The sequence below is a fragment of the Paenibacillus pinihumi DSM 23905 = JCM 16419 genome, from assembly GCF_000422505.1.
Lineage (GTDB): Bacteria > Bacillota > Bacilli > Paenibacillales > Paenibacillaceae > Paenibacillus_D > Paenibacillus_D pinihumi.
Map to the genome: position 1 here is coordinate 12,922 of NZ_AULX01000036.1, position 23,234 is coordinate 36,155.

Here is a 23,234-nt window from a genome sequence, read left to right on the forward strand (position 1 = left end):
TTTTTTTATTACGAAAAGTTCATTAGGACCATTTGCAGCGGTATAGGAGAGAATGATTAAAATGAAATGAAATATTTAACAAAATATAGTATATTAATACAAGGGATAGAATTAGAAATTGGAGTGCACCTAAAAAAGGCATTACAATTGCTTTGAGAGGGGAAAAAATCATGATTTTTGAATTAAAAAAAAGCGACTTTCATAAATGCATGAAGATGTTAAATGAACAGGGGCAAGTAGAGGCTAAAGCTGTCATTGCACTAGCTAATCCCGGGAGGATATTTGTGGATAGTCCGGAAAACCCGCAATCCGGCCTGGTTTGGCTGGGGAATAATGACGGGTTTATCTTTATTGGGAAGGAAGATAATGAGCCATTCAATAGCAAATTGAATGATCTTATTGATCATGTCATAGTGCCCGATGCGAAAAAGATAGGGCTGGGATGCTTTGAAGGACTGAGCAATCATCACAAGTGGGATCAGGTTATTGAAGACTTGTTTGCCCATCGTGAATTGAGAAGCTGGCGGCAAAGGGTGTACCGGTTAAGAGAAGAGCAATATAAACAGGATAGCACGCCGGAAATTGAACCCGGTTATACCATTGTAAAAATGAATAAGGCTCTCTATGAGAACCATAACAACTCCATTAGTAACATAGAATTTCTCCGTTCGAAAATTTTAGAATTCTGGTCAACGCCAGATTCATTTTTTGACAGGGGGATAGGTTATGGTGTAATACACGGTAAACAGATCGTAAGTGTATGTTTTTCGGGATTTGTTGCTGAAGGCGTGCACTGTATAGACATTGAGACGCTTGAGGCCCATAGGGGGAAAAAATTGGCGCGCATGGCTGCTCATCGTTTCGTGCAGGATTGCTTTGCGAATCATCAGACTCCGTATTGGGACTGTATGGAGGACAATAAACCGTCTGTCGCCGTTGTTGAAAGCTTGGGATTTTCGAACACGTTTAATTACAAAGGCTATTATTTTTCATTTGATAAAAACTAAGCCGAAATTCCCATAACCGCCCAAGCAAGCAGGTAAATCGTCACCTGCCTTTTTAATATTGTGAAAGCTATAATTAAGAAAGAAACTGTCAGAAAGTCCGGCGGTAGCCCCTGCCCCCAGGAGGAGTCTTATGGATATTACGAATCATTTTAAAGATCAGGCATTTAAAGCCTACATACTCGACAAATATTGTGGAAATCGCGAATATATTTTTGCAAGCGATGTGAATCAGATCAAATCGTTGCAGCTTGCGGGTTGTAAATTATCCAGTCTGGAGGGAATTGAGTATTTCACAGCTCTACAAGAGCTGGACTGCTCAAATAATCACCTGACAGAGTTGGATATTAGCAACAATACAAGTCTGAGTTTGATAAATTGCAGCGGAAACAAGTTAACCGCTCTCGAAACAGAAAATAATCCGCGCCTGGAGAATCTGCGATCTGGATCTGACGGCCAATACAAAGCTGGTGATGCTGGACTGCGGATTTAACCGGATTCGTAATTTGGACGTCAGCCAAAACACGATGCTGACCAGGCTGGACTGTTATTGGAACATCATTTCAGACCTGAATATCGATCAAAATGTGAACCTGACGGAGCTGAATTGCAGCTATAATTCCATGTTTAATCTGAGCCTGGACCGGAATGTACACCTAGTGCGCCTTGATTGCGGATATGCACCCTAATGAAAATGTAAGCGAACTGCTCCTCTCTGAGCTTCAATTTCATTCAGACGGCACATTCCGGTTAGGGTATGATGCAGGGGATACTCCCGCAGGGCAGCTTATCATCTATGTGGTTTTTAGCAATAAGCTGGAAATAGATCGCGAGCTCATTTATGAGACCTATTGAATCCTGGTGCGTGAGCTGGTGTCTGAGCCGGGAAGCCGGGGTTCAAAAAAAAGACTTCTTGGAAATGGTGGTGAATCAGGTGGAGGACTGGGTTTATTCTACCGATGACAATTATTTGGACGATGTGGACTTTCATGATGCTGTTGTGAAGAGCATTCATCAGACGGATTCGGAAATTATCGTTGAGATCGAATCTGTCAACATACTCCCGCAGCATCCGCTCAATCCTTTTAAGGTGGCCAAAAACACGGGTGAATGCCGATTGATTTTCACAAATCCCTTAGCAAGCGCTGCCGCTATATTTGCTCCAGACGGGACGCCTGAGCCGATGATATGTACGGACTTTAAACAATTGGAAATTCTTCAGTTTGACTGTGTTGAACAGGAAACAGGTAAATTATATAAAATTTTTGGTGTTGACGATCAATTTTGTGAGTGGAAAGTGCAGGCAGAGGGCTTCACCCTTCACTGGAATGAGTTTCTAACTAACGCCTGGTTTGTTGCTCCAATTTGACTTCCTCCACGAACATATTGGTTTTGCCGCCAATAGCATTCGGGAGGAGGCCTTTAAGAATCCATTAGCCTTCGGTTGCCTTCAAAGTGGCTTCTTGCAGAGAAGCCGCTTTTGTTTTTTGCAGGGAATAGTAAATCAGACCGATCACAATCCAGCCTGATCCGAGCATCAGGGAGGCTCTGTCCAATTGTGTAATCAGGTATAAAATGAATCCGGCACCGAGCAGCGGGCAGGCGAGACGCAGAAGCAAATCACGCGGCGTGCGCTGCTTTTGGCGAAAGATGTAATGGGAGATGACGGACAAATTAACGAACAGGAAGGCGGTTAATGCGCCGAAGCTCACGAATTTGATCGCCGTCTCCAGGCTGATGAACAGAGCCGATAATGAGATGATACTCACAATGATGATATTGAAAACAGGTGTACGGTATCGGGCATGGACAGCGGCGAACTTCCCGGGCAGCAGAGAAGTACGTCCCATCACGAACAGCAGCCGGGTAACGGTCGTCATGGACGACATGCCCTGCGAGAGGATGGAAAAGATAATAACGAAGGTGAAAATTGCCGCGAGCGTCCCGCCGCCGATCATCTGCATCAGCTCATAGCCTGCGGAGTCGACATTTGAGTATATAAAGCGGGGGTATAATTGCTGAATGAGATAAGCCGTTATAAAGTAGAGCAGGCCGGCGGTGAGGACGATGATCAGAATGGCACGGGGGATGGTTTTCTTCGGCTCCTTGGTTTCTTCAGCCATCGTTGTAATGGAGTCGAAGCCAAGGAATGAAAAGCATACGAGTGAAGCCCCTGCAAGTATAGAGGTCAAGGAGACGCCTTTGGCAGCAGCAAAAGGATTCAACCCCGCAGCAATCCCGCCGTTCATCGCCTTATAGACAAGCAACGCGCAAAAACCGCTTATAAACAGAATCTGCATCAACACGAATATTTTACTGATGTTAGCTGACGTCTTAATCCCAATAATATTAATGACCATAATAATTAACGTCAATAATAAAATCCAGATGAAAGATGGAACGGAGGGGAATTGAGCATTCAGATTAATTCCGAACATCAGCACGGCAACGATACAGGAGAACAGATAATCGAGCAATATGGCCCAGCCGACTACAAAGCCAAGCAGAGGATTCATGGCTTTGGTCACATACGTATATGCCGAACCGGATACCGGGAAGGCGGTAGCCATTTGCCCGTAGCTGGATGCGGTAAATATGATTGCAGCAAAAGCCAGCATATAAGCGGCAAGCAGCATCCCTCCAGATCCCTCATAGAGAACCCCGAAGCTGGTGAAAAAAATCATCGGCGACATCCAGGCCAGCCCCATCGTAACGACATGTACTAAAGACAAATCCCTTTTTAACGCGTGATTAGTTGGCATTGTGTTCCCCTCTTTCGATGCTAATTTCAATTTAATAATGTTATTATACCTAACATAAATTTGAATAGTTTGAATATAACAAGCTCAATAACTTGCTGTAAATAAGAACATATGTTTGTTTTTGTGTAAAAATTCTGTTTCTTCTTCTAAGCACACAGAAATTCAAGGCGGTAAAAATATTTTTGTTGCGTCAATTTATTTTTGATGTTACTATTTCTAACATAAACAAAATAATAATGTTTTCTAGGGTTCCGGGCTGCAAAAGCGGCTGGCTGGTCCGAGAGAAAACGCATCGGATGACATAAGATCCGGTGTCCACGGCGGGATAAAAGCCCGGGAGAATCTGTCAAAGCATCGCATGCTTTGTAGCTTCTTCCCGGGCTTTTATCTTTTTTTAAGATATAAGCGTTTATAAGTTTCACTTTTTAAATAGCTTATATCTCTACGCAAAACGAAGCTTTTACCCGTCTTTTCCAAGGACGCCAAAGTCGTTCACGCTTGTCAGCTTATTTTTAGGAGGGATGCCATATGGCAACGGTTTTTACGATTCAAGCAGGGGGAAAATGGTCCGGCATCATTGGCCGGGGGAAGTTAATTGACATGAAAGCCTTGGGCAGCCGGGCCAATCTTTCGGCTTTGTTGTACCATGCTCCATATTTTTCGGAGCGTTACAATATGCCTGACACCTTAAAGGCGCAGCATACCGCTTACTTGACCCAAGGCCACATTCTGATGAGCGACCAGGGCAAGGCAATGGTATCAATTACGGCAGATTCTGTCGGCTGGCATGATCCATTATCCGGCTATACAACGAGAAGCGGAACGGATGCCAAATACGGATTGACCCGCTATCAGACAGAGCGCAACGGCTGGTACCGCAGCGGCGCGGAGAATTTGACGGCGGAAATGTACAGACACCAGCTGACACCAAGGGATTTGACGGCTCCGGTCAATTTTTTCTCCAAGGTCGTATGCGAGCCGGACGGTTCCATGCGATATGTCAGCCAGGAAACGAAGGGGCGTACCGTGACACTGCGGACAGAGATGGATGTGCTGATCGTTCTCTCAAATACGCCGAACCCGCTGGACCCGGATACCGGATATCCTGACAGTGCCATTGAGATTGAAGTGAGAGATGCGCCATCCTTGCTTGAGGATGACAGCTGCCTGAACCATTGCGGCGAGAACCGGCGTGCTTTTGAAAATACCTGGAACGCTTACGAGCTGATGAGAGGAGCCAACCGATCATGACAATAGCCACATTTATTCCTGTAACCAGCAAGCTTGACCCGAAGGATGCCGTCTATGACCATATGATCCTGGCCGGAGAAGGCTGGCTGCATGATCTGCTGCCTGGACAGGTGCTTCGAATTGTGGATATGGAGGGCAACCAGGCGGTGGACACCTTGTTTTACTCCACGGAAGACCCCTCGGACCATTACAGTGCAATCCGTACAATTACAGGCCAGGAAAATCTGTATCTGACAGCAGGCTCAGTGCTGCTGGCGGAATCAGGGCGAGGGCTGTTGCAAATTACCGCGGACACATGCGGCAGGCATGATACGATTGGCGGTGCCTGCTCCGCGCAAAGCAATACGGTTCGCTACTCCCATGACACGCTTCCTATGCACAACTGCCGGGATACCTTTATGCTGATGCTGTCCGGCCGCAGCGAATTTACCAAGCGCGACTTGGCTCCCAATGTGAATTTCTTTATGAATGTGCCCGTAACTCCGGAAGGGAAGCTTGCCTTTGCAGACGGCATTTCCGGGCCCGGCCGTTACGTGGAACTGACTTCGCTTGCTTCGGTAACCGTGCTGATCAGCAATTGTCCGCAGCTCAATAATCCGTGCAACGCCTATAACCCGACACCTGCCCGTGTGCTGATCTGGAACAAGGAAGGAGGAGACAGCCATGTATAACAAAATACTGATTGCCAACCGTGGTGCTATTGCGGTGCGGATTATCCGTACGCTGAAAAAAATGGGTGTTGCATCCGTAGCTGTCTATACCCGTGCTGACCGGGACAGCCTTCATGTGACACTGGCGGATGAAGCGGTTCAGATCGGTGAAGGGCCGGCAAAGGAAAGCTATATGAATGCAGAGCTGATTTTACAGACTGCGGTTGCGTGCGGGGCGGATGCCATTCACCCCGGATATGGATTTTTAAGTGAAAATGCTGCTTTCGCCAAAGCTTGTGCGGAGCAAGGCATTTCGTTCATAGGGCCGTCTCCCGGGCATATTGAGCTGTTCGGCCTGAAGCATACCGCCCGGGAAATGGCGCAGCAGGCAGGCGTGCCGCTCCTGCCAGGGACTGGATTGATGAATAGTCTGGATGAGGCTGCCGAACATGCGAAGATAATTGGCTACCCGGTCATGCTGAAAAGCACAGCAGGGGGCGGCGGGATTGGAATGCGCATCTGTGACAGCGAAGCCGCATTGGCAGAAGCATATGCGTCTGTGACGCGTCTGGCAGCGGTCAATTTTAATGATGGCGGCGTGTTTCTGGAGAAATATATTGCGCGTGCGAGACATATTGAGGTGCAAATCTTTGGAATTTCCTGTGGGGAGGCTGTGGCGCTGGGAGAGCGGGATTGCTCTGTGCAGCGCCGCAACCAGAAAATTATTGAAGAAACTCCCGCTCCGCTGCTGCCGGAGGCTGTTCGCGAAGAAATGCATGTGAGTGCCCGAAGGCTGGCTGCTGTCGCATCGTACAGAAATGCGGGGACGGTAGAATTTTTGTACGACGCTGATAACATGCGCTACTATTTTCTGGAGGTAAATACCCGGCTGCAGGTGGAGCATGGGGTGACGGAGGAAGTGCTGGGCATTGACCTGGTGGAATGGATGGTGCTGGAGGCTGCCGGAGAATTGCGGAGCCTGGCGGAAAGGCTGCGGGAGCCGCAGGGACACAGCCTGCAGGTTCGTCTCTATGCCGAGGACTGCTCTTTGGATTTCCGTCCGAGCGACGGGCAGATTGACGGCATTGTCTGGCCGGAAAATGTGCGGGTGGAGACATGGATTCAGCCTGGTGCCGGGGTTACTACCCTGTATGATCCGATGCTGGCGAAGTTGATTGTCCATGCGGATTCCCGGGAAGACGCAATTGTCCGGATGGCTGCATGTCTGAGGGAACTGCGCGTGTACGGCATAACGACCAATCAGGCCTACATTGAGGCTTTTCTTGGAACGGACAGCTTTCTATCCGGTCATGTCTATACAAATATGCTTAGCGGCTTCGCACCTGTCGAGCGGGCGATAGAAGTTATGGATGGAGGAATCCAGACGACGGTGCAGGACTATCCGGGGCGCATCAGCTATTGGGATATCGGGGTGCCGCCGTCAGGTCCTATGGATGCGTTGGCATTCAGGCTGGGCAACCTGCTGCTTGGCAATGATGAGTCTGCTGCAGGCCTGGAAATGACCCTTCGCGGAGGCACCTACCGGTTCCGGGACAGCCTGCTGTTTGTGCTGACTGGGGCTGATATGTCAGCGGAGCTGAACGGTGAGCCGGTCCCCCTCTATACGCCGGTAAAAGCAGCGCAGGGTGCGGTGCTTGCTGTTGGCGAATCTTTAGTGGGGATGCGCGGCTATCTGCTGGTTGAGGGCGGGTTGGATATGCCGCTTACTCTCGGGAGTGCCTCGACGTTTACGCTTGGGGGCTTTGGCGGCCATGGCGGCAGCGCACTGCGCCCCGGAGCGGTATTGCGGGTCAAGCCGGAAGCGCAATTTGATCAAATACAGCCAGTCCGCATGCAATCCCTCCCTGAAGAGTCCCGTCCGGATCTAGTGAATGAATGGACGATCGGCGTTATTCCGGGTCCGCATTGCACACAGGAATATTTGCTTCCCGCTTATTTGGAACAATTGGCTGATACGAAGTGGGAAGTGCATTTTAACAGCTCCCGGACGGGGGTGAGGCTGGTCGGTCCGGCTCCATTATGGGCCAGAGAGGACGGTGGTGACGCCGGGCTTCATCCATCCAATATTCACGATAATGCATATGCGGTCGGCGCGTTGGATTTGACAGGCGACATGCCGATCCTTCTGGGACCGGATGGTCCGAGTCTTGGAGGCTTTGTTTGTCCGGTCACAACGGCATCGGCTGAATTGTGGAAGATCGGGCAGCTTCGCCCGGGTGACAATATCCGTTTTCAATTGATTACGGTTGAAGAAGCGGATATGCTGCGGCAGGAACAGGAGTGTTTTCTGCGTGCGATTAGCGGGATGGGGATGCCGGTTAATCATTCTGAGCTGGCTGCTGGCTCGAAGCTGGCGCCTGTTCTGCCTCTTCTGCCTGTGCGTTCCAGCGGAAATTACCGTCCTTTGCTTGCATACGAGGAAAAGGGAAGACGCTTCAAGCTTGCCATCCGGTGCTCGGGCGATGAGAACATACTGGTTGAGTATGGCGACCGTGAGCTTGATTTATTATATCGCTTCCAGGTGTATGTGCTCATGCAGGCTGTCAGGGAGAGCGGCAGCATTCCGTATATCAACATGACCCCGGGCATTCGCTCTCTGCAAATTCACCTGGACCGGAAGCGTATCACTGTGCAGGAAGCAGCAGACCGTGTTCTGGAGCTGGACTTGACACTGCCTTCCCTGGAATCCATCGAGGTGCCGTCAAGAATCGTAAAGCTGCCGCTTTCATGGGATGATCCGGCGACAAGGCTGGCCATTGAACGCTATCATCAAAATGTTCGCCCGGATGCGCCATGGTGCCCGAGCAATCTGGAATTTATCCGCCGGATTAACGGTTTAGGCTCTATTGAAGAAGTGGCAGAGGTGGTGTTTAACGCATCGTATCTTGTCATGGGGCTTGGGGATGTATATTTGGGGGCGCCTGTTGCGGTGCCGCTTGATCCACGCCATCGTCTGGTCACAACCAAATACAATCCTGCCCGGACATGGACGCCGGAAAATGCTGTTGGCATTGGCGGGGCTTACTTGTGCGTTTATGGGATGGAAGGCCCGGGCGGCTACCAGTTTGTGGGGCGAACCGTGCAAATGTGGAACAAGTTTCGTTCCACTGCCAATTTTGAGCCTGGCAAGCCGTGGCTGCTCCGCTTTTTTGACCAAATCCGCTTCTACCCGGTAACCGAAGAAGAGCTGCCGCAGATGAGAGAGGATTTCCTGCGGGGAGATTTTATCATTGAAACGGAAGAGACAACGTTCCGTTTGGGCGAGTATTTGGCCTGGCTGGAGACGGTTCAGGGAGAGTCCGGCCAGTTCAGGCAATCGCGTCAAGCCGCTTTTCAGCAGGAAAGAGAGCTATGGAAGCAGCTTGGTATTGCAGAGCATATTGATGAATCAGAGGCGGCGGCTGCCCAGGATGAAGAGATATTGCCGGAGGGCAGCATGGCCATGAACAGCTCGATGTCCGGCATTGTATGGAAAGTGCTTGTGGAGCCGGGGCAGAGGGTTAACAAGGGCGACACCATTGTTATAGAAGAAAGCATGAAAATGGAGTTTCACCAGCAGGCGCCATTCAGCGGTGTAATTGCGTCCGTGTTCGTTTCTCCTGGCGACCAGGTGCGCGCTGGCGACTGTATTGCGGCCATTTTTCCGGAAGAGGAGGAAGTTGCATCATGAGCAAACAAGCTGTACCTTCGTTATTGACCATTGATGCCATAAGACAGGGTTATCGGAACGGGAGCTTTACCCCGGTGGATGTTATCAGGGCGATTATCGAACGATCGGAGGCAACTGCAGAGCGTCATATATGGATCATGCCTCCGTCAATGGAACGGATTCGTCCTTACCTCGACGATCTGGAGGGCGTTAATCCGGATAAGTACCCGTTATGGGGAATTCCTTTCGCTGTAAAAGACAATATTGAAGTCGCAGGCTGGCCGGTAACGGCAGCTTGTCCAGATTTTGCCTATTCGGCAACGGGCCATGCGGCCGTAGTCGAGCGGCTTATTGCTGCAGGTGCGGTCCCGGTGGGCAAAGGCAATCTCGACCAGTTCGCTACAGGGCTTGTCGGTATGCGAAGTCCTTACGGAGGGACGCATAACGCGCTGCGTCCTGAACTGATTAGCGGAGGTTCGAGCTCCGGTTCTGCCGTCGCAGTAGCCTGTGGGCAGGCGGCATTCGCATTGGGAACAGACACGGCTGGCTCCGGACGGGTACCGGCGGCTTTAAACGGCCTGGTCGGTTACAAACCCGCTGTCGGTTCTTGGCCGTCAGAAGGTGTCATTCCGGCCTGCCGCAGTCTGGATTGTGTGACTGTGTTCGCTCATTCTGTCGAAGACTGTCTGGCTGCTGACCGGCAGGCAAGGGGCTATGCGGACAGTGATCCCTATTCGGCTGATCGCCCTCTGGGACGCCCGGTTATGCCTGATCTCTTCCTTGTTCCTAAAGGGCCGCTGGAATTTTTCGGCTCCTTCGCAGGTCTTTATGAGCAAGCTTGGGAGCGGGCCAAACGGATGCTTACCGAGACCGGGTGCGAGGTAGTGGAAGCGGATATTTCCATGCTGCTGGAAGCTTCGGCATTACTGTATGAGGGGCCGCTTGTTGCAGAACGGTGGGCCGATTTGGAGACTTTTGTGTCTGGTCATCCGGGGTCATCTCTTCCGGTTACGGAAGAGATACTCCGCTCCGGCACAAAAGAAGCTTATACAGCTTCGGCACTGTATCGTGCCCGTCATCGATTGGCAGAAATCAGGCGCAAGACGGAGACTTTGCTAAAGAATGCTGTTCTGGTTATGCCTACAGCCGGTGGCACCTGGACACGCGGGCAGGTTGAAGCCGATCCTGTCGGGACGAATCGCAAAATGGGGCTTTATACGAATCATTGCAATCTGCTCGATTTGAGCGCGATTGCAATTCCTGCCGGTGAAGCGGATGATAAACTCCCATTTGGCATCACACTGTTTTCACTTGCGGATGAAGAGGCGAATTTGGGCCCTGCTGCGCGGACATTCCTGCGGCAAGCAGAGAGCATTACAGCAGCCGTATGTGGACTGCATATGAGGGGGATGGCACTGGAGCAGCAGATGCTGGGTTTGGGAGCTGTTTTTATAGAAGAAACACAAACGGCTCCATTGTATGAAATGTATCAGCTTCCCACGACACCGCCCAAACCCGGGCTCGTACGGGCAGGAGGGGAGGGGGAAGGCGCTGCGATTTTGGTGGAGCTATGGAAGATGCCGCTTGATGCCTTCGGAAGATTTACAGCCTCGATCCCGGCTCCGCTTGGCATTGGCAAGATCGAATTGGCGGACGGGCGTGTTGTACCTGGTTTCTTGTGCGAAAGCTATGCGACGGAAGCGGGGTTGAATATTACCGTGTCAGGCGGATGGAGAAACTGGTTGAACGTTCCCGGAGCTATTCGTTGATGCAACAGGATTTTTAAAAGCAGAAAAGAACGCCGATTAACGCCGATTGAATGCGGCGTTCTTTTTTTGAGTTTGCATTAACAAAACGTCATACTTAATTAAATACGAAAAAAGGTTATAATGGGACTTGGAGGAAATTTTATATTGCTGTATACTAAAATGTAATCGTTTTCTTAAAAATTTTTTTGAAAAATTGGAATAGAATCATGCGAAATGGTCGTGGATTCCTCATGAAAACAATATAAGCTTCTATGAAGGGGGTGATGGAAATGGAATAGCAGGCAAGACGATGGTAAGGACCTTTTGAAAACGATAAGGAGGCTTAACTTATGAAGAAAAAATGGTTTAGCAAACTAATCGCAATCTTGCCGATATGCGCCCTGATTATCACGACTGTCATTCCTGTTGATACAGCCAGTGCAGGACCGCCTTGGAGAAGCTCGCTGTATCCGGATAATTGGACTCCCGGCTACCAGGATGCTCAAGGCCGGTTTCTGCAAGATTTCAGCTATGCAGGCTACTGGCGGGGCGAGAAAAATATCCCCGCAAATCCGCCTGGAGCTACCTATAATGTTGTAACCCAATACGGTGCGGACCCGAGCGGTAGCGCTGATTCCACCAATGCGATACAAAATGCTATTAATGCTGCAGGCGGTGCAGGCGGCGGCATCGTATATTTGCCTCCGGGCACTTATCGCGTCAGACCGCAAGGGTCCAGCAACACCGCTATCCATATCAACAGGAACAATGTGGTGCTCCGGGGAGCGGGCAAGTCGTCCACTTATATTTTTAATGACTCCACCAGCATGCGGGACAAATCAGTCATTCGTGTAGCGCCCATTAACTCCGGAGACTGGTTCACACCTACGAATACCCCCACCTCCATCCGCAGTGATATTCAGCCTCTGGCCACAAGAATTCCAGTGAATAGTGTAAGCGGATACACAATTAACGATTTTGTCATCGTCCGCTCCGATGCCACGAATGCCTTCATCGCCGATCACAATATGACCGGTCTGTGGAATTCTTCTTTAAGGGGACAGACCTTCTACCGGCAAATAACCGGCATTGACGCGGCTACCAACACACTGATTGTAGACATTCCGATCCGGTATACACTGAAGACGAGGGATAACGCCCGCGTCTACAAGGTAGGTGAAGCCATCACCGAGGCCGGCATAGAAAATCTCGCCATCGGCATGAGGCAGCATACGGGAACAGGGTGGGGCAACTTGGACTTCAACAAACCCGGTACAGGCGCTTTTGATGTCCATGCCTCCAAAGCTGTCACCTTCACCCATGCCAGGAACAGCTGGATGGACAACGTGAATTCCTATAGGCCAAGCTCCAACAGCTCGGATTTTCACGTATTGTCCCATGGGGTGGTAATCAACCAATCCCGCTCCATCACAATCCAGAACTCGAATCTTCAAAAGCCCCAATACCGGGGAGAAGGCGGAAACGGATACTTGTATCATGTTCAAGGCAGCGATAACTTGATTCAAAACTCTGTTGCTACCAACGCCAGACACAGCTTCACCATGTCCAGCATGTGGACAAACGGCAACGTCTTTTTTAACAACACTTCCAATTGGCCAAGCCTCGCTTCAGACTTCCATATGCATCTGTCTGCAGCTAACCTGTTCGACAGCATGACGATGAACGGAGATTATCTGGAGGCTGTGTACCGGCCATACGGAACCGTTCAGCACGGATGGACCACGACCCAATCGGTGTTTTGGAATACAACCGGGAATTCATACCAATCCGGCCAATCCGCCGTAGTCAAATCAAGGCAGTTCGGCAACGGCTATGTTATCGGTACACGCGGACCGGCGAATGCGGTGGAATATCTAATTTCCGCCAGCGATCCCTCGGCGCCACAGGATTTTGTCGAAGGGATTGGCACAGCAGCAGATTTGATGCCGCAATCGTTGTATCTGGACCAAAAAGCCAAGAGATTGGCCGGCGGGGGAAACCCTAATCCCAACCCTGTTAATCTATTGACAAATCCAGGCTTTGAACAGGGGAATCTGAACGGATGGACCGGGTGGGACAACGGTGTCCTTGCGCAAAAAGTCGATACTGATTTTCCTCACCAAGGAACCTACAAATTAACCCACTGGGCCTCCGCCGCATACCAGCAATTAACGTACCAGCAGGTAAGCGTACCGAACGGCACATACTCGGCTAGTGTATGGGTCCGCTCCGGGGGAGGACAGAATGTGTTGCGGCTTTTCGCCAGAAATTACGGCTTTGCGGAACTGACGGCCGAAATCGGCAGCAACCCGATTACGGGGTATACCAAGTACACCATCGACAATATTATGGTCAATAACGGCCAAGTCGAAATCGGTATCTGGAACGATGCCAACGCCAATAACTGGGCAGCATTTGACAGTTTTGAATTAGTAAAGAAGTAAGCGCCTTCATTTAATCCACAAGAAATGCTGCTTCACACTGAACATCTTACGATAAACCCATCCCTGGCAACAAATACAGAAGAGGAGCTGCCGCAGCAGCTCCTCTTCACAACTTTAAAAAACTAGCAACTCTTTCAATCGTTTTTCTTCACCTTAACGACAGACAAGCGGGTACGGGCTGGTTGGATAAACTATGGGATCGGTGTACTTCCGCGGCAGATGCGTAGGCCGCTAAGGCGATGTTCAATAGGATAAGTCCTATAAAGAAATTCTTACAGAACTTAGGCTCACTAAACAAGTCGTAACATAACGGTTAGCAAGGTCCAGAAAAAAGCTCCAAAAATACTGGCTCAATCTAAGAATCAGTGCTTGAAAGCCTGACGTCGCAGCGCTCTCCCCGAGTTGGTGGCAAGCACTGATTTCTGTGTAGAGTCCGCATTGTGTTCATATTTTTAACCGTAATCGTAATCTTGGATAGGGAATTGGATACAAAAAAATGGTTTACATTTTTTTGAATTTAATATAATATATTCATGAAATAAAACGATTTTCTCAAATATCTGGTAACTGGGACTGTACAAATTTCGTGTCGCATGCACTGCTAGCTGGTGGTGCAGTTGTCTATGACACAAATGGAACAGGCATTTCTTCTACTGGTTGGTATTATCGGCGTTTGAGTAATCGTTCCTCATCATTTTCAGGTGTACCAAATCTTCATAATTTTTTGGTGAACAATACAACAAAAGGTCCAGCTAGAACTTCTATTAATTATACAACTTTTGATTGGTTTATTTCTAATCACCCTTATGAACTTGGAGATCCTGCAATTTTATCAAAGTGGAAGTTACAATAATTGGAGACTTTCCACTATTATCTTCGGGTTGTAGTGGTGTATTTACACATTCTATTCTAATTGTTAGAGGGAAGAATCTTAGTCTAAGTACTTTTAAGCACATAAAGAATTGGGAAAATTGGCGACGAATCGTGTTAACATATTTTAACAGTACTCGTAGCATCAAAGTATCTATTCCTATTAGAATGAGAGGAAATACAATGAAATTTGCTTATCTGTTCGTAGTCTTAATAGCCTTATTTACACTGAGTTCATGTACATCTGCAGTCTTGGAAGAAAACAACGAAGAAAGACCTATAAAGAATGAGCCTGCGCCCAGTACTGAACCGAATGAAGTTCAAGAATCCCCCGAATATTTAGCTGTAAATGAAGGGGAACTATCGATTCAGGATTCTGAAACGGCTTATGAAATGTGTGAGAGGGCTCTGAGTGACTATTATAAAGCGGTCTGGAACGGCACCGATATTGAATTGGATACATTTATAGCTAACGAAAACCTTAAACAGTATACGCAAAAGAAAATTCAATCTGAATATGATATTTATGCCCAACTTAATGATGTGAAAGATATTAAGATTGACGATTGGGAAGTGGAGTATACGGATGATGTGGATGGAGGTTTTCTTTATTTAAAATTACCTGCGGAAATTATTAAGACTGTGGGTGCTTTTGCTGAAGTTACTGAGTTTCTTGTACGCAATGTAAACGGCAAGCTAGTCATTGTTGATTGGTATACGGGTAGAAAAGATAGTTATGATTTCATGGTTCGTGGAGGAAATCAAACGATTAACAACCCCGATATTTGGAATAATAGTGAATGGGTAAAGAAGTTAGATGGTATAATAAAATTGAATTTTTCTACTCGATAAGGGATAGTGTCAGGAAAATGGGCTTAGCGTTGTAAATCCGCATTTTCCTGACGCTACTTTTATAGATTCATTCCATGGAATAAAAATAGAATCAAAGCAGGAATTTCCCTGCTAAGATTGTAGAGAAATCCACGTTTTTTTAATGAAAACGTTGGGTTTCTCTTTTGTTTTTGGAAATTCATGAGGCGAATGAGAGGGGTTAAGCCCCCTTGTGCCCTCTTATCGAGGTGGAGGACGATCTTCTTCATATTTTGAACAACACGGCCATCAACGTGTATTCTATGAGGTTGTTCAACCCCCGCAGCAGACAATTGCGAAACCCGTGGAACTGTTTAGCTTCCGCGAAGCTTCGTTAAATGTTTCTTTTCATTTTCGGTACAGCTGTTGACAATCCATATACCTGATTACAGACCTGAAGGTATGCCTGTGTTTGCCGAATGCCTGATTGCTTTTGATTTTGAAAAGATATACCCATGTATCCGTACTAAGATCAAATCGTAAAGGTTTGAAATAACAAGAGTGTTTTATTCCCTATCTATCATTCCCAGTAAGGTGTGCCGCTGAAAAGGAACGAATCATTTTTTAGAAAAGAGGCAACCTCTCTTTCGCATAATTTGCCGATATGCTGCGGCAGCCATTGTTCAAAATCCGGAAGCCCAAGCCAAAAGTTCATCGTTTCCAGTTGCCCGGCAATCAGGAAGCCCTCTAACAGCTCGATGTAATTATCGGGCAATTCGTAATGCTTGGAGTAAGCTGCAAGCAGCGGCTGCCTCAATGCAGGATGAATATATGAGAAGCACCAGCCCAGATCGAATAAAAAGTAACCGAAGCCGCAAGCGCCAAAATCAATCGGCCTGGCCTCTCCGTTATGGAATACAATGTTGCTTGGAATTAAATCCGCATGAATGATTCCCCAGTTCAAGGGTGTCCGCTGGAGTGAATCCATCATCTGAGTGATACGTTGCCCTGCAAGCTGCAGAGTTTCAGCATAAGCAGCTTCAAGCTGTCCGGTATCTGCAAGTGCTTTGAGCTTTTCCAGTGCTTGCAAAATACGGAAGGTGTCAAAGGAAGGTCGATGGAAATGCCGGGGTACTCCCCGCATGGAAGAATGCTTGTGCAATCTGCCGATCATTTCACCTATGGAACCGGCCTCATCAACAGATGTGATGAATGGCTTTTGTTCCCCGTTCACCCACTTCAAAAGGGTGCAAAAGGTGCTTTTAATCTCTGTAATAAATTCGCCGTGACTATTTCTGACAGGGACGGGTACGGTCAAATCCGAATCGCAGGATAAGTTCTCCAGCCATATCATCTCGGAATGGATCACATCTCGTTCTATCCAGGTGCTGTCGAGGGTCCCGCTTTTGGATGTATGAATTCGAAGACTATAGCTATTGTTTTCTTGATCGGTAATTTTGTAAATCGTATTTGCGCTCTGTCCAATCCATTCGAATGATTTATATTTGATGGAGTAGTCATGCAACGCCTCCTGGACGATACTTGAATCTTGATTCAATCGGGCATCTCTCCTTTATGGTTTAGCTTAGTATGATCGTATCATAAATAATGATAATTACAGGATGGATACTTTGATTATAAATTATTTTTGGCTTATGGAATTCGGGCTCCGTGCAGGAAAAGAGAAAAAAGCCAAGAAGAATAAAAGAGGAAACAAATTCATTCGATAAGGTGAGTATATTGCCCGAAAATAATCCGGTTCGAGCCTTCAATCCCATTTTGCATGCCGAAAGCAACACGTTTTTTTGGAAGGGAAAAGGTGCATTATCGATTAAAACATTCAGACACGGCCGGGCTATCTATCAAGCGGGTCGCGGACATTTTGCAGTGGGTGAAGGAAGCTATCTATTGTTGAACCAGGATCAAGAGTATTCAATTACGATTGAAGCTAAAGCTCCTGTGGAATCCTTTTGTATCTTTTTTCCCGAGAAGATGGCGGAAGAGGTGTATCATAGCTTATTAGCATCCCATGAGCAATTATTGGATGAACCCGGCTTGCCCAAGCTTATGTCCGTTGAATTTGTGGAAAAAACCTATGGGGATCAATGGCTGGCGTCTACTATATCTGAGATAAAAACCGTCTATACAAACAGACAGGTGGAACGGATGTGGCTGGAAGAAAGGCTGTATGAGCTGGCTCAAGGTCTTTTGGAAACGCATCGGCAAGTACATACGGAAATGTCCAAGCTCCAATCGTTAAAGGTTTCCACGCAAATGGAATTATACAAGCGCTTAAACATCGGACATGAATTTATCTCCGCCTATTTTGATCAGCCGATTGGCTTGGGCGATATAGCTAAGGCCGCATGTTTATCGACAAACCACTTCCTTAGAAGCTACAAGCAGTTATTCGGCGTGTCGCCACATCAGTATTTAATTGAAAAGAGGCTGCAAGAGTCCAAGAGGCTTCTTCTGACTACAAATCAATCGGTAACCGATATTTGTTTGCAAATCGGATTTCAAAGTCCCGGTTCATTCAGCAGTCTGTTTTCCAGGCGATTTTCCACATCACCGTCAAGGTTTCGGCAAAATAGGTGATTTTGAAGAAGCAGATATCTTGCTAAGCTTTATAATGTGAGGTATAGCTTGTGTATTTGTACAGTTGTTCAATTTATGCAGCACAAGCAGCGAAATGGGGGAATCGATATGAGGATAACGGATATACTGCATCATGCATTCCAGGCAGCACAGTCGGGTGATGCCCGGAGGCTCAAGATTATTTTGGAATCTGAGCCGCATCTGGCTAATTCCGAAAATGAAGACGGGATGAAATTACTGGGCTATGCATCCCATTTCGGCAATTTTGAGGTTGTACAGCTATTAATCGACTACGGAGCAGAGGTTAATGCCATATCTTGCTCCAAGGTTTCTTATATTCCATCCAATACAGCGCTGCATTCAGCAATAGCAGGGGAGCGCAATGCGGATGTGATCAGACTGCTTTTACAGCATCAATCCGACCCTAATATTCTGGACAGCAATGGGCATTCGGCTTTACATACGGCGGCCTTCCATGATGATAATCAGGAGATTATCCATCTGCTTCTGGAGTATGGAGCGGATGTTCATGCAAAAATTGAAAGCGGTGAAACGCCGTTCAGCCTGGCTGTCCAGCAGGGGAATATGCAAGTAGCCGAGCTTTTGCGCCGACTTGAAGCTTAGTTTTGTTGCAGCAGGCTTCCTCGCTTGTGGATAGTGAGGAACAACCTGCTTTACAAAGCTGAAGGCAAGCCGTAGAGACACATATGCATACAGTCCGTATTTTTATGCAATGCTTCTATAGTTCAAAAGCCAACCTTTCTTCATCAAGGGAGAACTGCGCGTCTACTCCTGGCTTATTTCCTCTGGAATCCAGACGAATCCACTTCTGAAGGGAGCACTACTTCCCCGGTTTCTTTTAAGTAATCATCAAGAGAGTCGGATTCACAGATCAGTTGCATCATGATTCTCCTTCTAATAGTAATCATAATAATCTTAATTATTATCCAATTAAATGAATATATATGCAATTTTAAAACTTCCATATCCAATTGTCCCGGTCATGCTGAGCTTGCTATAACTCCTCAATCACCACTGTACTGCCAAAGTCAAAGCGAAGCAAAATATCGATTAACTTGCCGGCTGTATATTCAGCTGTCTGCAATTGCCCTTGATCTGCAATCTGGATGAATTGATCCACATAGGGAAAGCTTTCCCGGCTTGCGGAGCGAATTTCAGCCTGCATTTGCGTATCGATCATTCCCGGATAAACAGATGCCACCTTGACAGGATGCGGCTTGTTCATTTGCTCCAGACTCACGCTTTTGGTGAAGGAATCCAATGCTGCCTTCGAAGTGCTGTAACAGCTTTGTGAGGGCAGCAAATATTTGGCCGAGCCCGATGAAATATTCATAATTCGCTTGTCGATAGGCAGCGCTAGCGTATGCCGGATAAAGCATGATGTCATCACCATTGGAGCAAGCAGATTCACGGTCACATTCTCGGCTATGCCGGTCGCATCAATGTGCTCGATTGGAGCAATAGGAGAGAGCATGCCGGCATTGTTGATCAGGTAGATGGCATGAAGTTCCGGCAGTTGTTGAATGGTATCCATTAACTCCGCGAAGAGTTCATCCATTGCAGTTATATGATTCAGATCAAAAGAATGATAGCTTAACCGGTTGTTTTTCTCTTTTGCCAGATTGATGAGCTTGTCGTTGACAGCTCTTGAAATACAACAAATATGATGAGAATCATCCAGCAGCTGTGCGGCCAGTGCTTCACCTATTCCTCTTGACGTGCCTGTAATAATAAATACGTTCATCAGATAATACACTCCTTCACAAATTCGCTTCGCTGATTTTCCATTCCTCATTCAAAACGCTATTCACCGTTTCTCTCCAAATACCGGGGTAATCCATTTCGAATCTCATTAACATGCAGCGGGATAAATTATCAATGACCAGTGCAAGCAAGTGAGCTTTGTGATCAAGTTGTTCCGCTGGAACATTCCCCCATTCTGCACCAATGGTTAACAGCTGTCGGAACCCGCCCACAAATTCCTGATGCATTCGGGTCAAGCGCTCTCTGTACAGCTCTTCACGTTCGGCAAGGATTGTAAATTCATTAATCACCCGCATAACCGCAACATGATCATTTTCATTGCGTGGCAGCATGCCCAGGCCTCCCTGATACAAAGCTTGCGCAAAATCATTTTTGTTGATTGAAGCGGTATGGAAGTAGGTGTTGAACGAGTGATCCTGAAACAGGTAATCGAAAACCCGCCCGGTCAGCTCCTCTTTGGTAGAGAAGTGGTAGTAGATAGACGGCTTCGTCATCCCGACCTTTTGGGCAATCATGGCCATGCTTGTCCTTTCCAGCCCATGCTCTGCAAAAAGCTCAAAAGCAGCTTCAACCAGTTGGATGGAAGTAAGATCCTTTTTCTTCATTTCATAACACCCCAGTCATAATGTGGTTATCCCTATTATAATCGCTAGCAAAATTTCCCGTCAATAATTTAACTACCGATAGTTAAAAAGTAATTTCAGAGCTCATATTCAGAAGAAAGCAGTCATTTACAATATCCCGAAATACTAGTACTTGTTACTTTTTAAACAAAAAGGTATAATAAGTTCAATGCTAACTCATCATACGGATCATTTCGAAAGGGTGTGAGCGCCAATGATTACCCATTTTGAGCATTTGCAGTTACATACGGTATCGATTCAAGGCGTCAAACGATTTTATCATGACCAGCTTCACATTCCGGTTGCTTATGAATCGGATAGAGAAATTACCCTCCAGCTAAGTGAACATACTCATGAAACGGGGCAGCCGCTTTCTCCTGTTCATCTGGCCTTTGAAGTGCCTTATTCTGAATTTGACCATGTTGTTGATGTATTTGATCGGGCATCTATCGCGTTGTTGAAATGGCCGGACGGGCGGAAAATCGACAATTATGCTACGGGAAGGAATTTTTATTTTCGGGATGGGGACGGCAATCTGCTTGAAATCATTGCGCACCCTTATGTGAAGGAGGGAATTCTCCCTGCCGCTGGAGAAACCAAAGTTCTTTATTTAAGAGAGATCGGTTTTCCGGTCGACAGCGTCATTGATTTTCGAAATTTGATGGTAGAGGTATTTGATTTCAAGCTGGATAAGGTAGCGGATGATTTTTCGTTTGCGATTGGCGGAACCGCGCATATGGTGATTGTATCCAAGCAGCGCAAATGGATTCCGATTGCCATGAGAGCATTAGTGCCGCCTATGAAAATCAGCTTCGGCGCAAGTAGCTCCGAATATATGAATAAAATTAGATCCCGTCTCGCTGAGAAGGATATTCCATATGAAAGTGAAACAGACGGTACACTTCATTTCAAATTATATGAATATGAGATGAGTATAAGGCTTTCAGACTTTCCTGCGGAAGCACCAGCTCTTTTGAATTTGCCTTTTTCAAATAAATAGATTAGAAGTGTTCATCCGCTCTTGTATAATGATGAACATATCATCTTAGAGGGGATTTCTGGATATTAGAGTCTTATGGTTATTCCTTTGATATGGTAAAATAAGATTTAGTGAGGTCGTAGAGACCTCTTTTTTCTTTATACATATTTGCAATTGTAGCGTTCGAGTGTGATAGAGCTATTTAAGCGGCTTGAAAGGAGGAGTGATTGTGTATATCGTACGAGGCAAAAAAATGCATGTAGAGATTTTTGGGGAAAAATCATCCCCGGCAGTCCTTTTCTTACATGGAGGTCCGGGAGAAAGCTGTTATGAGTTTGTCTATCATCAGGCAGACCGACTCTCAGAGCATGTTCAGTTAATAGCAATTGATCAGCGGGGTGTCTGCCGGTCAGAGATGGTTCAGCCGAAAGAAGATTTTCGGCTGGATGATTTGATAGAGGATTTTGAGGCTCTCCGGCTTCAGCTTAATATTGACCACTGGTCTGTGATTGGACATTCGTTTGGTGGTTACTTGGCTTTGATCTATGCTTCCCGCTACCCGAAGTCAGTGAGCAGGCTTGTTTTTGAATGCCCGACATTCAACTTTGGCTGGACCTCCAGAAGTCTTTTGAAAAAAGCATCCTCTGTTTTTTTATCAGTGGGCGATGTTCAAAACTCGAATGAGTGCATGAAATTATCCGAAGCCTTGTTAACAAATAAAGAGCTTTTTGAACATTACATCCGTTTGGGTGAGGCTTTGGGAGAAAAGAAATCGGTCATTTATAATCCAACGCCCATGTCTTGGACGGATTACTCAAGCTATTCAGACGAGGAATGGGACGAGTATGGCAGCAGAACGGAGATTCATCTGGAGAGGCTGCAGAAAGAAGGCAGTATGTTTGAATCCATTGTGCCGTTGCTGCCGGATATCTCGGTTCCATCAATGCTAATTTTAGGGGAGCATGATCCGGTAACCTGTCCCAGACATATTCAGGCTTACAATCAGACGGATGGGGAGAGCATTATTTTCGAAGGCTGTGGACATACACCACACGCAGAGCAGCCGGACCGGTATCGCGATGTAATTATTTCATTCCTGCTGCCAGGGATTAATCCATAACAAAATGACCGGCTAGAAAAGAGGGATACACATGGGCAACGTACTTGTACTGGGCGGCACCCGGTTTTTCGGGAAAAGACTGGTCAAGCTTTTGGCAGAAAGCGGGGAGCATGATGTTACTATAGCGACGAGAGGGCTTAATCCGGTAGAATTCCAGCCCCGTGTAAGGCATGTCAGCCTGAACCGCCAGGATGAGGCGGCCTTGACCGAATTGGCCCGCAGCAGGCAATGGGACATCGTATTTGATAACATTTGCATGACGAGGGAGGATGCCTTGTCTGCAGCTAGGGCATTTGACGGCCAGGTAAAGCGGTACATTGTGACTTCCAGCCAATCCGTGTACGGCTTTGGAAAATCTCCTATTGTGGAAGAGGATTTTAACCCGTATACCTATGATTTAAGCCAAGGGGATGCCCCGGATCTCAGCTACGCAGAAGGAAAGCGTCTGACAGAAGCTGCGCTTTTTCAAAAGGCGGATTTTCCTGTAGCCGCAGTGAGAATTCCGATCGTTTTGGGACCGGATGATTATACACGCAGGCTTCATTTTCATGTGGAGCGTGTTCAGGCAGGCAAGCCGATTGGTTTTCCGGATCTGGATGCCAGGCTTTCTTTTATTTCGTCTGCAGAAGCTGCTGACTTCCTCTTTCAACTTGGAAAATCTGACGTTACAGGTCCCATTCAAGCAAGCTCCAGTGATCCGTTGACACTTCGGCAACTGATTGCGATTGTTGAACAGGAGACGGGGCAAAGTGCAATTCTTATACAAGATGCCAAGCCAGAGGATAGTTCCCCTTTTGGCGTGCCGGCTTCATGGGTGCTGGATACTTCCATGGCTGAAGGTGCAGGCTTTTCTTTTAAAAGGGTAATGGACTGGCTTCCTGAATTAACGAAACATATCGCAGCTGAAAAGGTGTGATACT

19 protein-coding genes, 1 pseudogene and 1 riboswitch are annotated in these 23,234 nt (G+C 47.2%); of the genes and pseudogenes, 15 read left to right on the forward strand and 5 right to left on the reverse strand.

Annotated features, from left to right (window positions below; all coding sequences use genetic code 11):
- The first annotated feature begins 170 nt into the window (after positions 1-170).
- From H583_RS0112725 to H583_RS0112740, 3 genes are all read left to right on the forward strand, one after another.
- Entirely contained in the window at positions 171-1,007 is an 837-nt protein-coding gene (locus H583_RS0112725; protein ID WP_028560812.1) for a GNAT family N-acetyltransferase, read from the forward strand.
- A 130-nt stretch (positions 1,008-1,137) separates the two neighbouring features.
- The gene (locus H583_RS37580) at positions 1,138-1,497 is read left to right on the forward strand and encodes a leucine-rich repeat domain-containing protein (RefSeq protein ID WP_028560813.1); all 360 of its coding nucleotides are present in this window, start codon (positions 1,138-1,140) and stop codon (positions 1,495-1,497) included.
- 348 nt (positions 1,498-1,845) lie between these two features.
- A complete protein-coding gene (locus H583_RS0112740) occupies positions 1,846-2,373 on the forward strand; it encodes a hypothetical protein (protein WP_028560814.1) in 528 nt (175 codons plus the stop codon).
- Positions 2,374-2,437: 64 nt separating this feature from the next.
- Here the strand turns inward: H583_RS0112740 and H583_RS0112745 are convergent, their stop codons facing one another.
- Positions 2,438-3,766: an APC family permease gene (locus H583_RS0112745; protein WP_028560815.1), complete on the reverse strand. Its 1,329-nt coding sequence runs from the start codon at positions 3,764-3,766 to the stop codon at positions 2,438-2,440.
- Positions 3,767-3,998: 232 nt separating this feature from the next.
- A riboswitch (guanidine-I (ykkC/yxkD leader) is annotated at positions 3,999-4,108 on the forward strand.
- A gap of 186 nt (positions 4,109-4,294) precedes the next feature.
- Here H583_RS0112745 and H583_RS0112750 point away from each other — a divergent pair.
- The 7 genes from H583_RS0112750 (at position 4,295) to H583_RS0112775 (ending at position 15,251) form a co-directional block, all read left to right on the forward strand.
- Entirely contained in the window at positions 4,295-5,017 is a 723-nt protein-coding gene (locus tag H583_RS0112750) for an urea amidolyase associated protein UAAP1 (protein WP_028560816.1), read from the forward strand.
- Complete coding sequence (locus H583_RS0112755; protein ID WP_051236390.1) at positions 5,014-5,688, forward strand: urea amidolyase associated protein UAAP2; 675 nt, start codon at positions 5,014-5,016, stop codon at positions 5,686-5,688. Before H583_RS0112750 ends, H583_RS0112755 begins: the two co-directional genes overlap by 4 nt.
- Positions 5,681-9,358 carry an urea carboxylase gene (gene uca, locus H583_RS0112760; RefSeq protein ID WP_028560818.1) on the forward strand — a complete coding sequence of 1,226 codons (3,678 nt, stop codon included), beginning with the start codon at positions 5,681-5,683 and terminating at the stop codon, positions 9,356-9,358. Before H583_RS0112755 ends, uca begins: the two co-directional genes overlap by 8 nt.
- Complete coding sequence (gene atzF, locus H583_RS0112765; RefSeq protein WP_028560819.1) at positions 9,355-11,106, forward strand: allophanate hydrolase; 1,752 nt, start codon at positions 9,355-9,357, stop codon at positions 11,104-11,106. Before uca ends, atzF begins: the two co-directional genes overlap by 4 nt.
- 329 nt (positions 11,107-11,435) lie before the next feature.
- Positions 11,436-13,529, forward strand: a complete 2,094-nt coding sequence (locus tag H583_RS37585; protein WP_051236392.1) for a glycosyl hydrolase family 28-related protein — start codon at positions 11,436-11,438, stop codon at positions 13,527-13,529.
- A 556-nt stretch (positions 13,530-14,085) separates the two neighbouring features.
- Positions 14,086-14,382, forward strand: coding sequence for an amidase domain-containing protein (locus tag H583_RS36110; protein ID WP_281170123.1), 297 nt, complete (start codon positions 14,086-14,088; stop codon positions 14,380-14,382).
- 200 nt (positions 14,383-14,582) lie between these two features.
- Positions 14,583-15,251, forward strand: a complete 669-nt coding sequence (locus H583_RS0112775; RefSeq protein WP_028560820.1) for a hypothetical protein — start codon at positions 14,583-14,585, stop codon at positions 15,249-15,251.
- Between the two features lie 538 nt (positions 15,252-15,789).
- Here H583_RS0112775 and H583_RS0112780 read toward each other — a convergent pair.
- Positions 15,790-16,767, reverse strand: a complete 978-nt coding sequence (locus tag H583_RS0112780; RefSeq protein WP_028560821.1) for a phosphotransferase enzyme family protein — start codon at positions 16,765-16,767, stop codon at positions 15,790-15,792.
- A 113-nt stretch (positions 16,768-16,880) separates the two neighbouring features.
- On the opposite strand from H583_RS0112780, the gene H583_RS0112790 reads away from it, so the two are divergent.
- Both H583_RS0112790 and H583_RS0112795 read left to right on the forward strand, forming a co-directional pair.
- On the forward strand, positions 16,881-17,807 hold the full coding sequence (locus H583_RS0112790) for a helix-turn-helix domain-containing protein (RefSeq protein ID WP_245585907.1): 927 nt from the start codon (positions 16,881-16,883) through the stop codon (positions 17,805-17,807).
- A 108-nt stretch (positions 17,808-17,915) separates the two neighbouring features.
- The gene (locus H583_RS0112795; RefSeq protein ID WP_028560823.1) at positions 17,916-18,431 is read left to right on the forward strand and encodes an ankyrin repeat domain-containing protein; all 516 of its coding nucleotides are present in this window, start codon (positions 17,916-17,918) and stop codon (positions 18,429-18,431) included.
- A gap of 50 nt (positions 18,432-18,481) precedes the next feature.
- On the opposite strand, the pseudogene H583_RS37590 reads toward H583_RS0112795, so the two are convergent.
- From H583_RS37590 to H583_RS0112810, 3 genes and pseudogenes are all read right to left on the reverse strand, one after another.
- A pseudogene (locus tag H583_RS37590) lies at positions 18,482-18,645 on the reverse strand (transglutaminase-like domain-containing protein); the annotation flags it as partial.
- Positions 18,646-18,822: 177 nt separating this feature from the next.
- A complete protein-coding gene (locus H583_RS0112805) occupies positions 18,823-19,572 on the reverse strand; it encodes a (S)-benzoin forming benzil reductase (protein ID WP_028560825.1) in 750 nt (249 codons plus the stop codon).
- Positions 19,573-19,588: 16 nt separating this feature from the next.
- Complete coding sequence (locus H583_RS0112810) at positions 19,589-20,197, reverse strand: TetR/AcrR family transcriptional regulator (RefSeq protein WP_028560826.1); 609 nt, start codon at positions 20,195-20,197, stop codon at positions 19,589-19,591.
- Between the two features lie 232 nt (positions 20,198-20,429).
- On the opposite strand from H583_RS0112810, the gene H583_RS0112815 reads away from it, so the two are divergent.
- The 3 genes from H583_RS0112815 to H583_RS0112825 all read left to right on the forward strand — a co-directional run bounded on the left by H583_RS0112815 (position 20,430) and on the right by H583_RS0112825 (position 23,230).
- Entirely contained in the window at positions 20,430-21,215 is a 786-nt protein-coding gene (locus tag H583_RS0112815; protein ID WP_028560827.1) for a VOC family protein, read from the forward strand.
- A 208-nt stretch (positions 21,216-21,423) separates the two neighbouring features.
- Positions 21,424-22,314, forward strand: a complete 891-nt coding sequence (locus tag H583_RS0112820; RefSeq protein ID WP_245585908.1) for an alpha/beta fold hydrolase — start codon at positions 21,424-21,426, stop codon at positions 22,312-22,314.
- 31 nt (positions 22,315-22,345) lie between these two features.
- A complete protein-coding gene (locus H583_RS0112825) occupies positions 22,346-23,230 on the forward strand; it encodes an NAD-dependent epimerase/dehydratase family protein (RefSeq protein ID WP_028560829.1) in 885 nt (294 codons plus the stop codon).
- Positions 23,231-23,234 lie beyond the last annotated feature (4 nt).

Coding starts and splice junctions, on each gene's coding strand:
- H583_RS0112725 (WP_028560812.1), top strand. CDS start 171: ATGATTTTTGAATTAAAAAAAAGCGACTTTCATAAATGCATGAAGATG.
- H583_RS37580 (WP_028560813.1), top strand. CDS start 1,138: ATGGATATTACGAATCATTTTAAAGATCAGGCATTTAAAGCCTACATA.
- H583_RS0112740 (WP_028560814.1), top strand. CDS start 1,846: ATGAGACCTATTGAATCCTGGTGCGTGAGCTGGTGTCTGAGCCGGGAA.
- H583_RS0112745 (WP_028560815.1), bottom strand. CDS start 3,766: ATGCCAACTAATCACGCGTTAAAAAGGGATTTGTCTTTAGTACATGTC.
- H583_RS0112750 (WP_028560816.1), top strand. CDS start 4,295: ATGGCAACGGTTTTTACGATTCAAGCAGGGGGAAAATGGTCCGGCATC.
- H583_RS0112755 (WP_051236390.1), top strand. CDS start 5,014: ATGACAATAGCCACATTTATTCCTGTAACCAGCAAGCTTGACCCGAAG.
- uca (WP_028560818.1), top strand. CDS start 5,681: ATGTATAACAAAATACTGATTGCCAACCGTGGTGCTATTGCGGTGCGG.
- atzF (WP_028560819.1), top strand. CDS start 9,355: ATGAGCAAACAAGCTGTACCTTCGTTATTGACCATTGATGCCATAAGA.
- H583_RS37585 (WP_051236392.1), top strand. CDS start 11,436: ATGAAGAAAAAATGGTTTAGCAAACTAATCGCAATCTTGCCGATATGC.
- H583_RS0112775 (WP_028560820.1), top strand. CDS start 14,583: ATGAAATTTGCTTATCTGTTCGTAGTCTTAATAGCCTTATTTACACTG.
- H583_RS0112795 (WP_028560823.1), top strand. CDS start 17,916: ATGAGGATAACGGATATACTGCATCATGCATTCCAGGCAGCACAGTCG.
- H583_RS0112805 (WP_028560825.1), bottom strand. CDS start 19,572: ATGAACGTATTTATTATTACAGGCACGTCAAGAGGAATAGGTGAAGCA.
- H583_RS0112810 (WP_028560826.1), bottom strand. CDS start 20,197: ATGAAGAAAAAGGATCTTACTTCCATCCAACTGGTTGAAGCTGCTTTT.
- H583_RS0112815 (WP_028560827.1), top strand. CDS start 20,430: ATGATTACCCATTTTGAGCATTTGCAGTTACATACGGTATCGATTCAA.
- H583_RS0112825 (WP_028560829.1), top strand. CDS start 22,346: ATGGGCAACGTACTTGTACTGGGCGGCACCCGGTTTTTCGGGAAAAGA.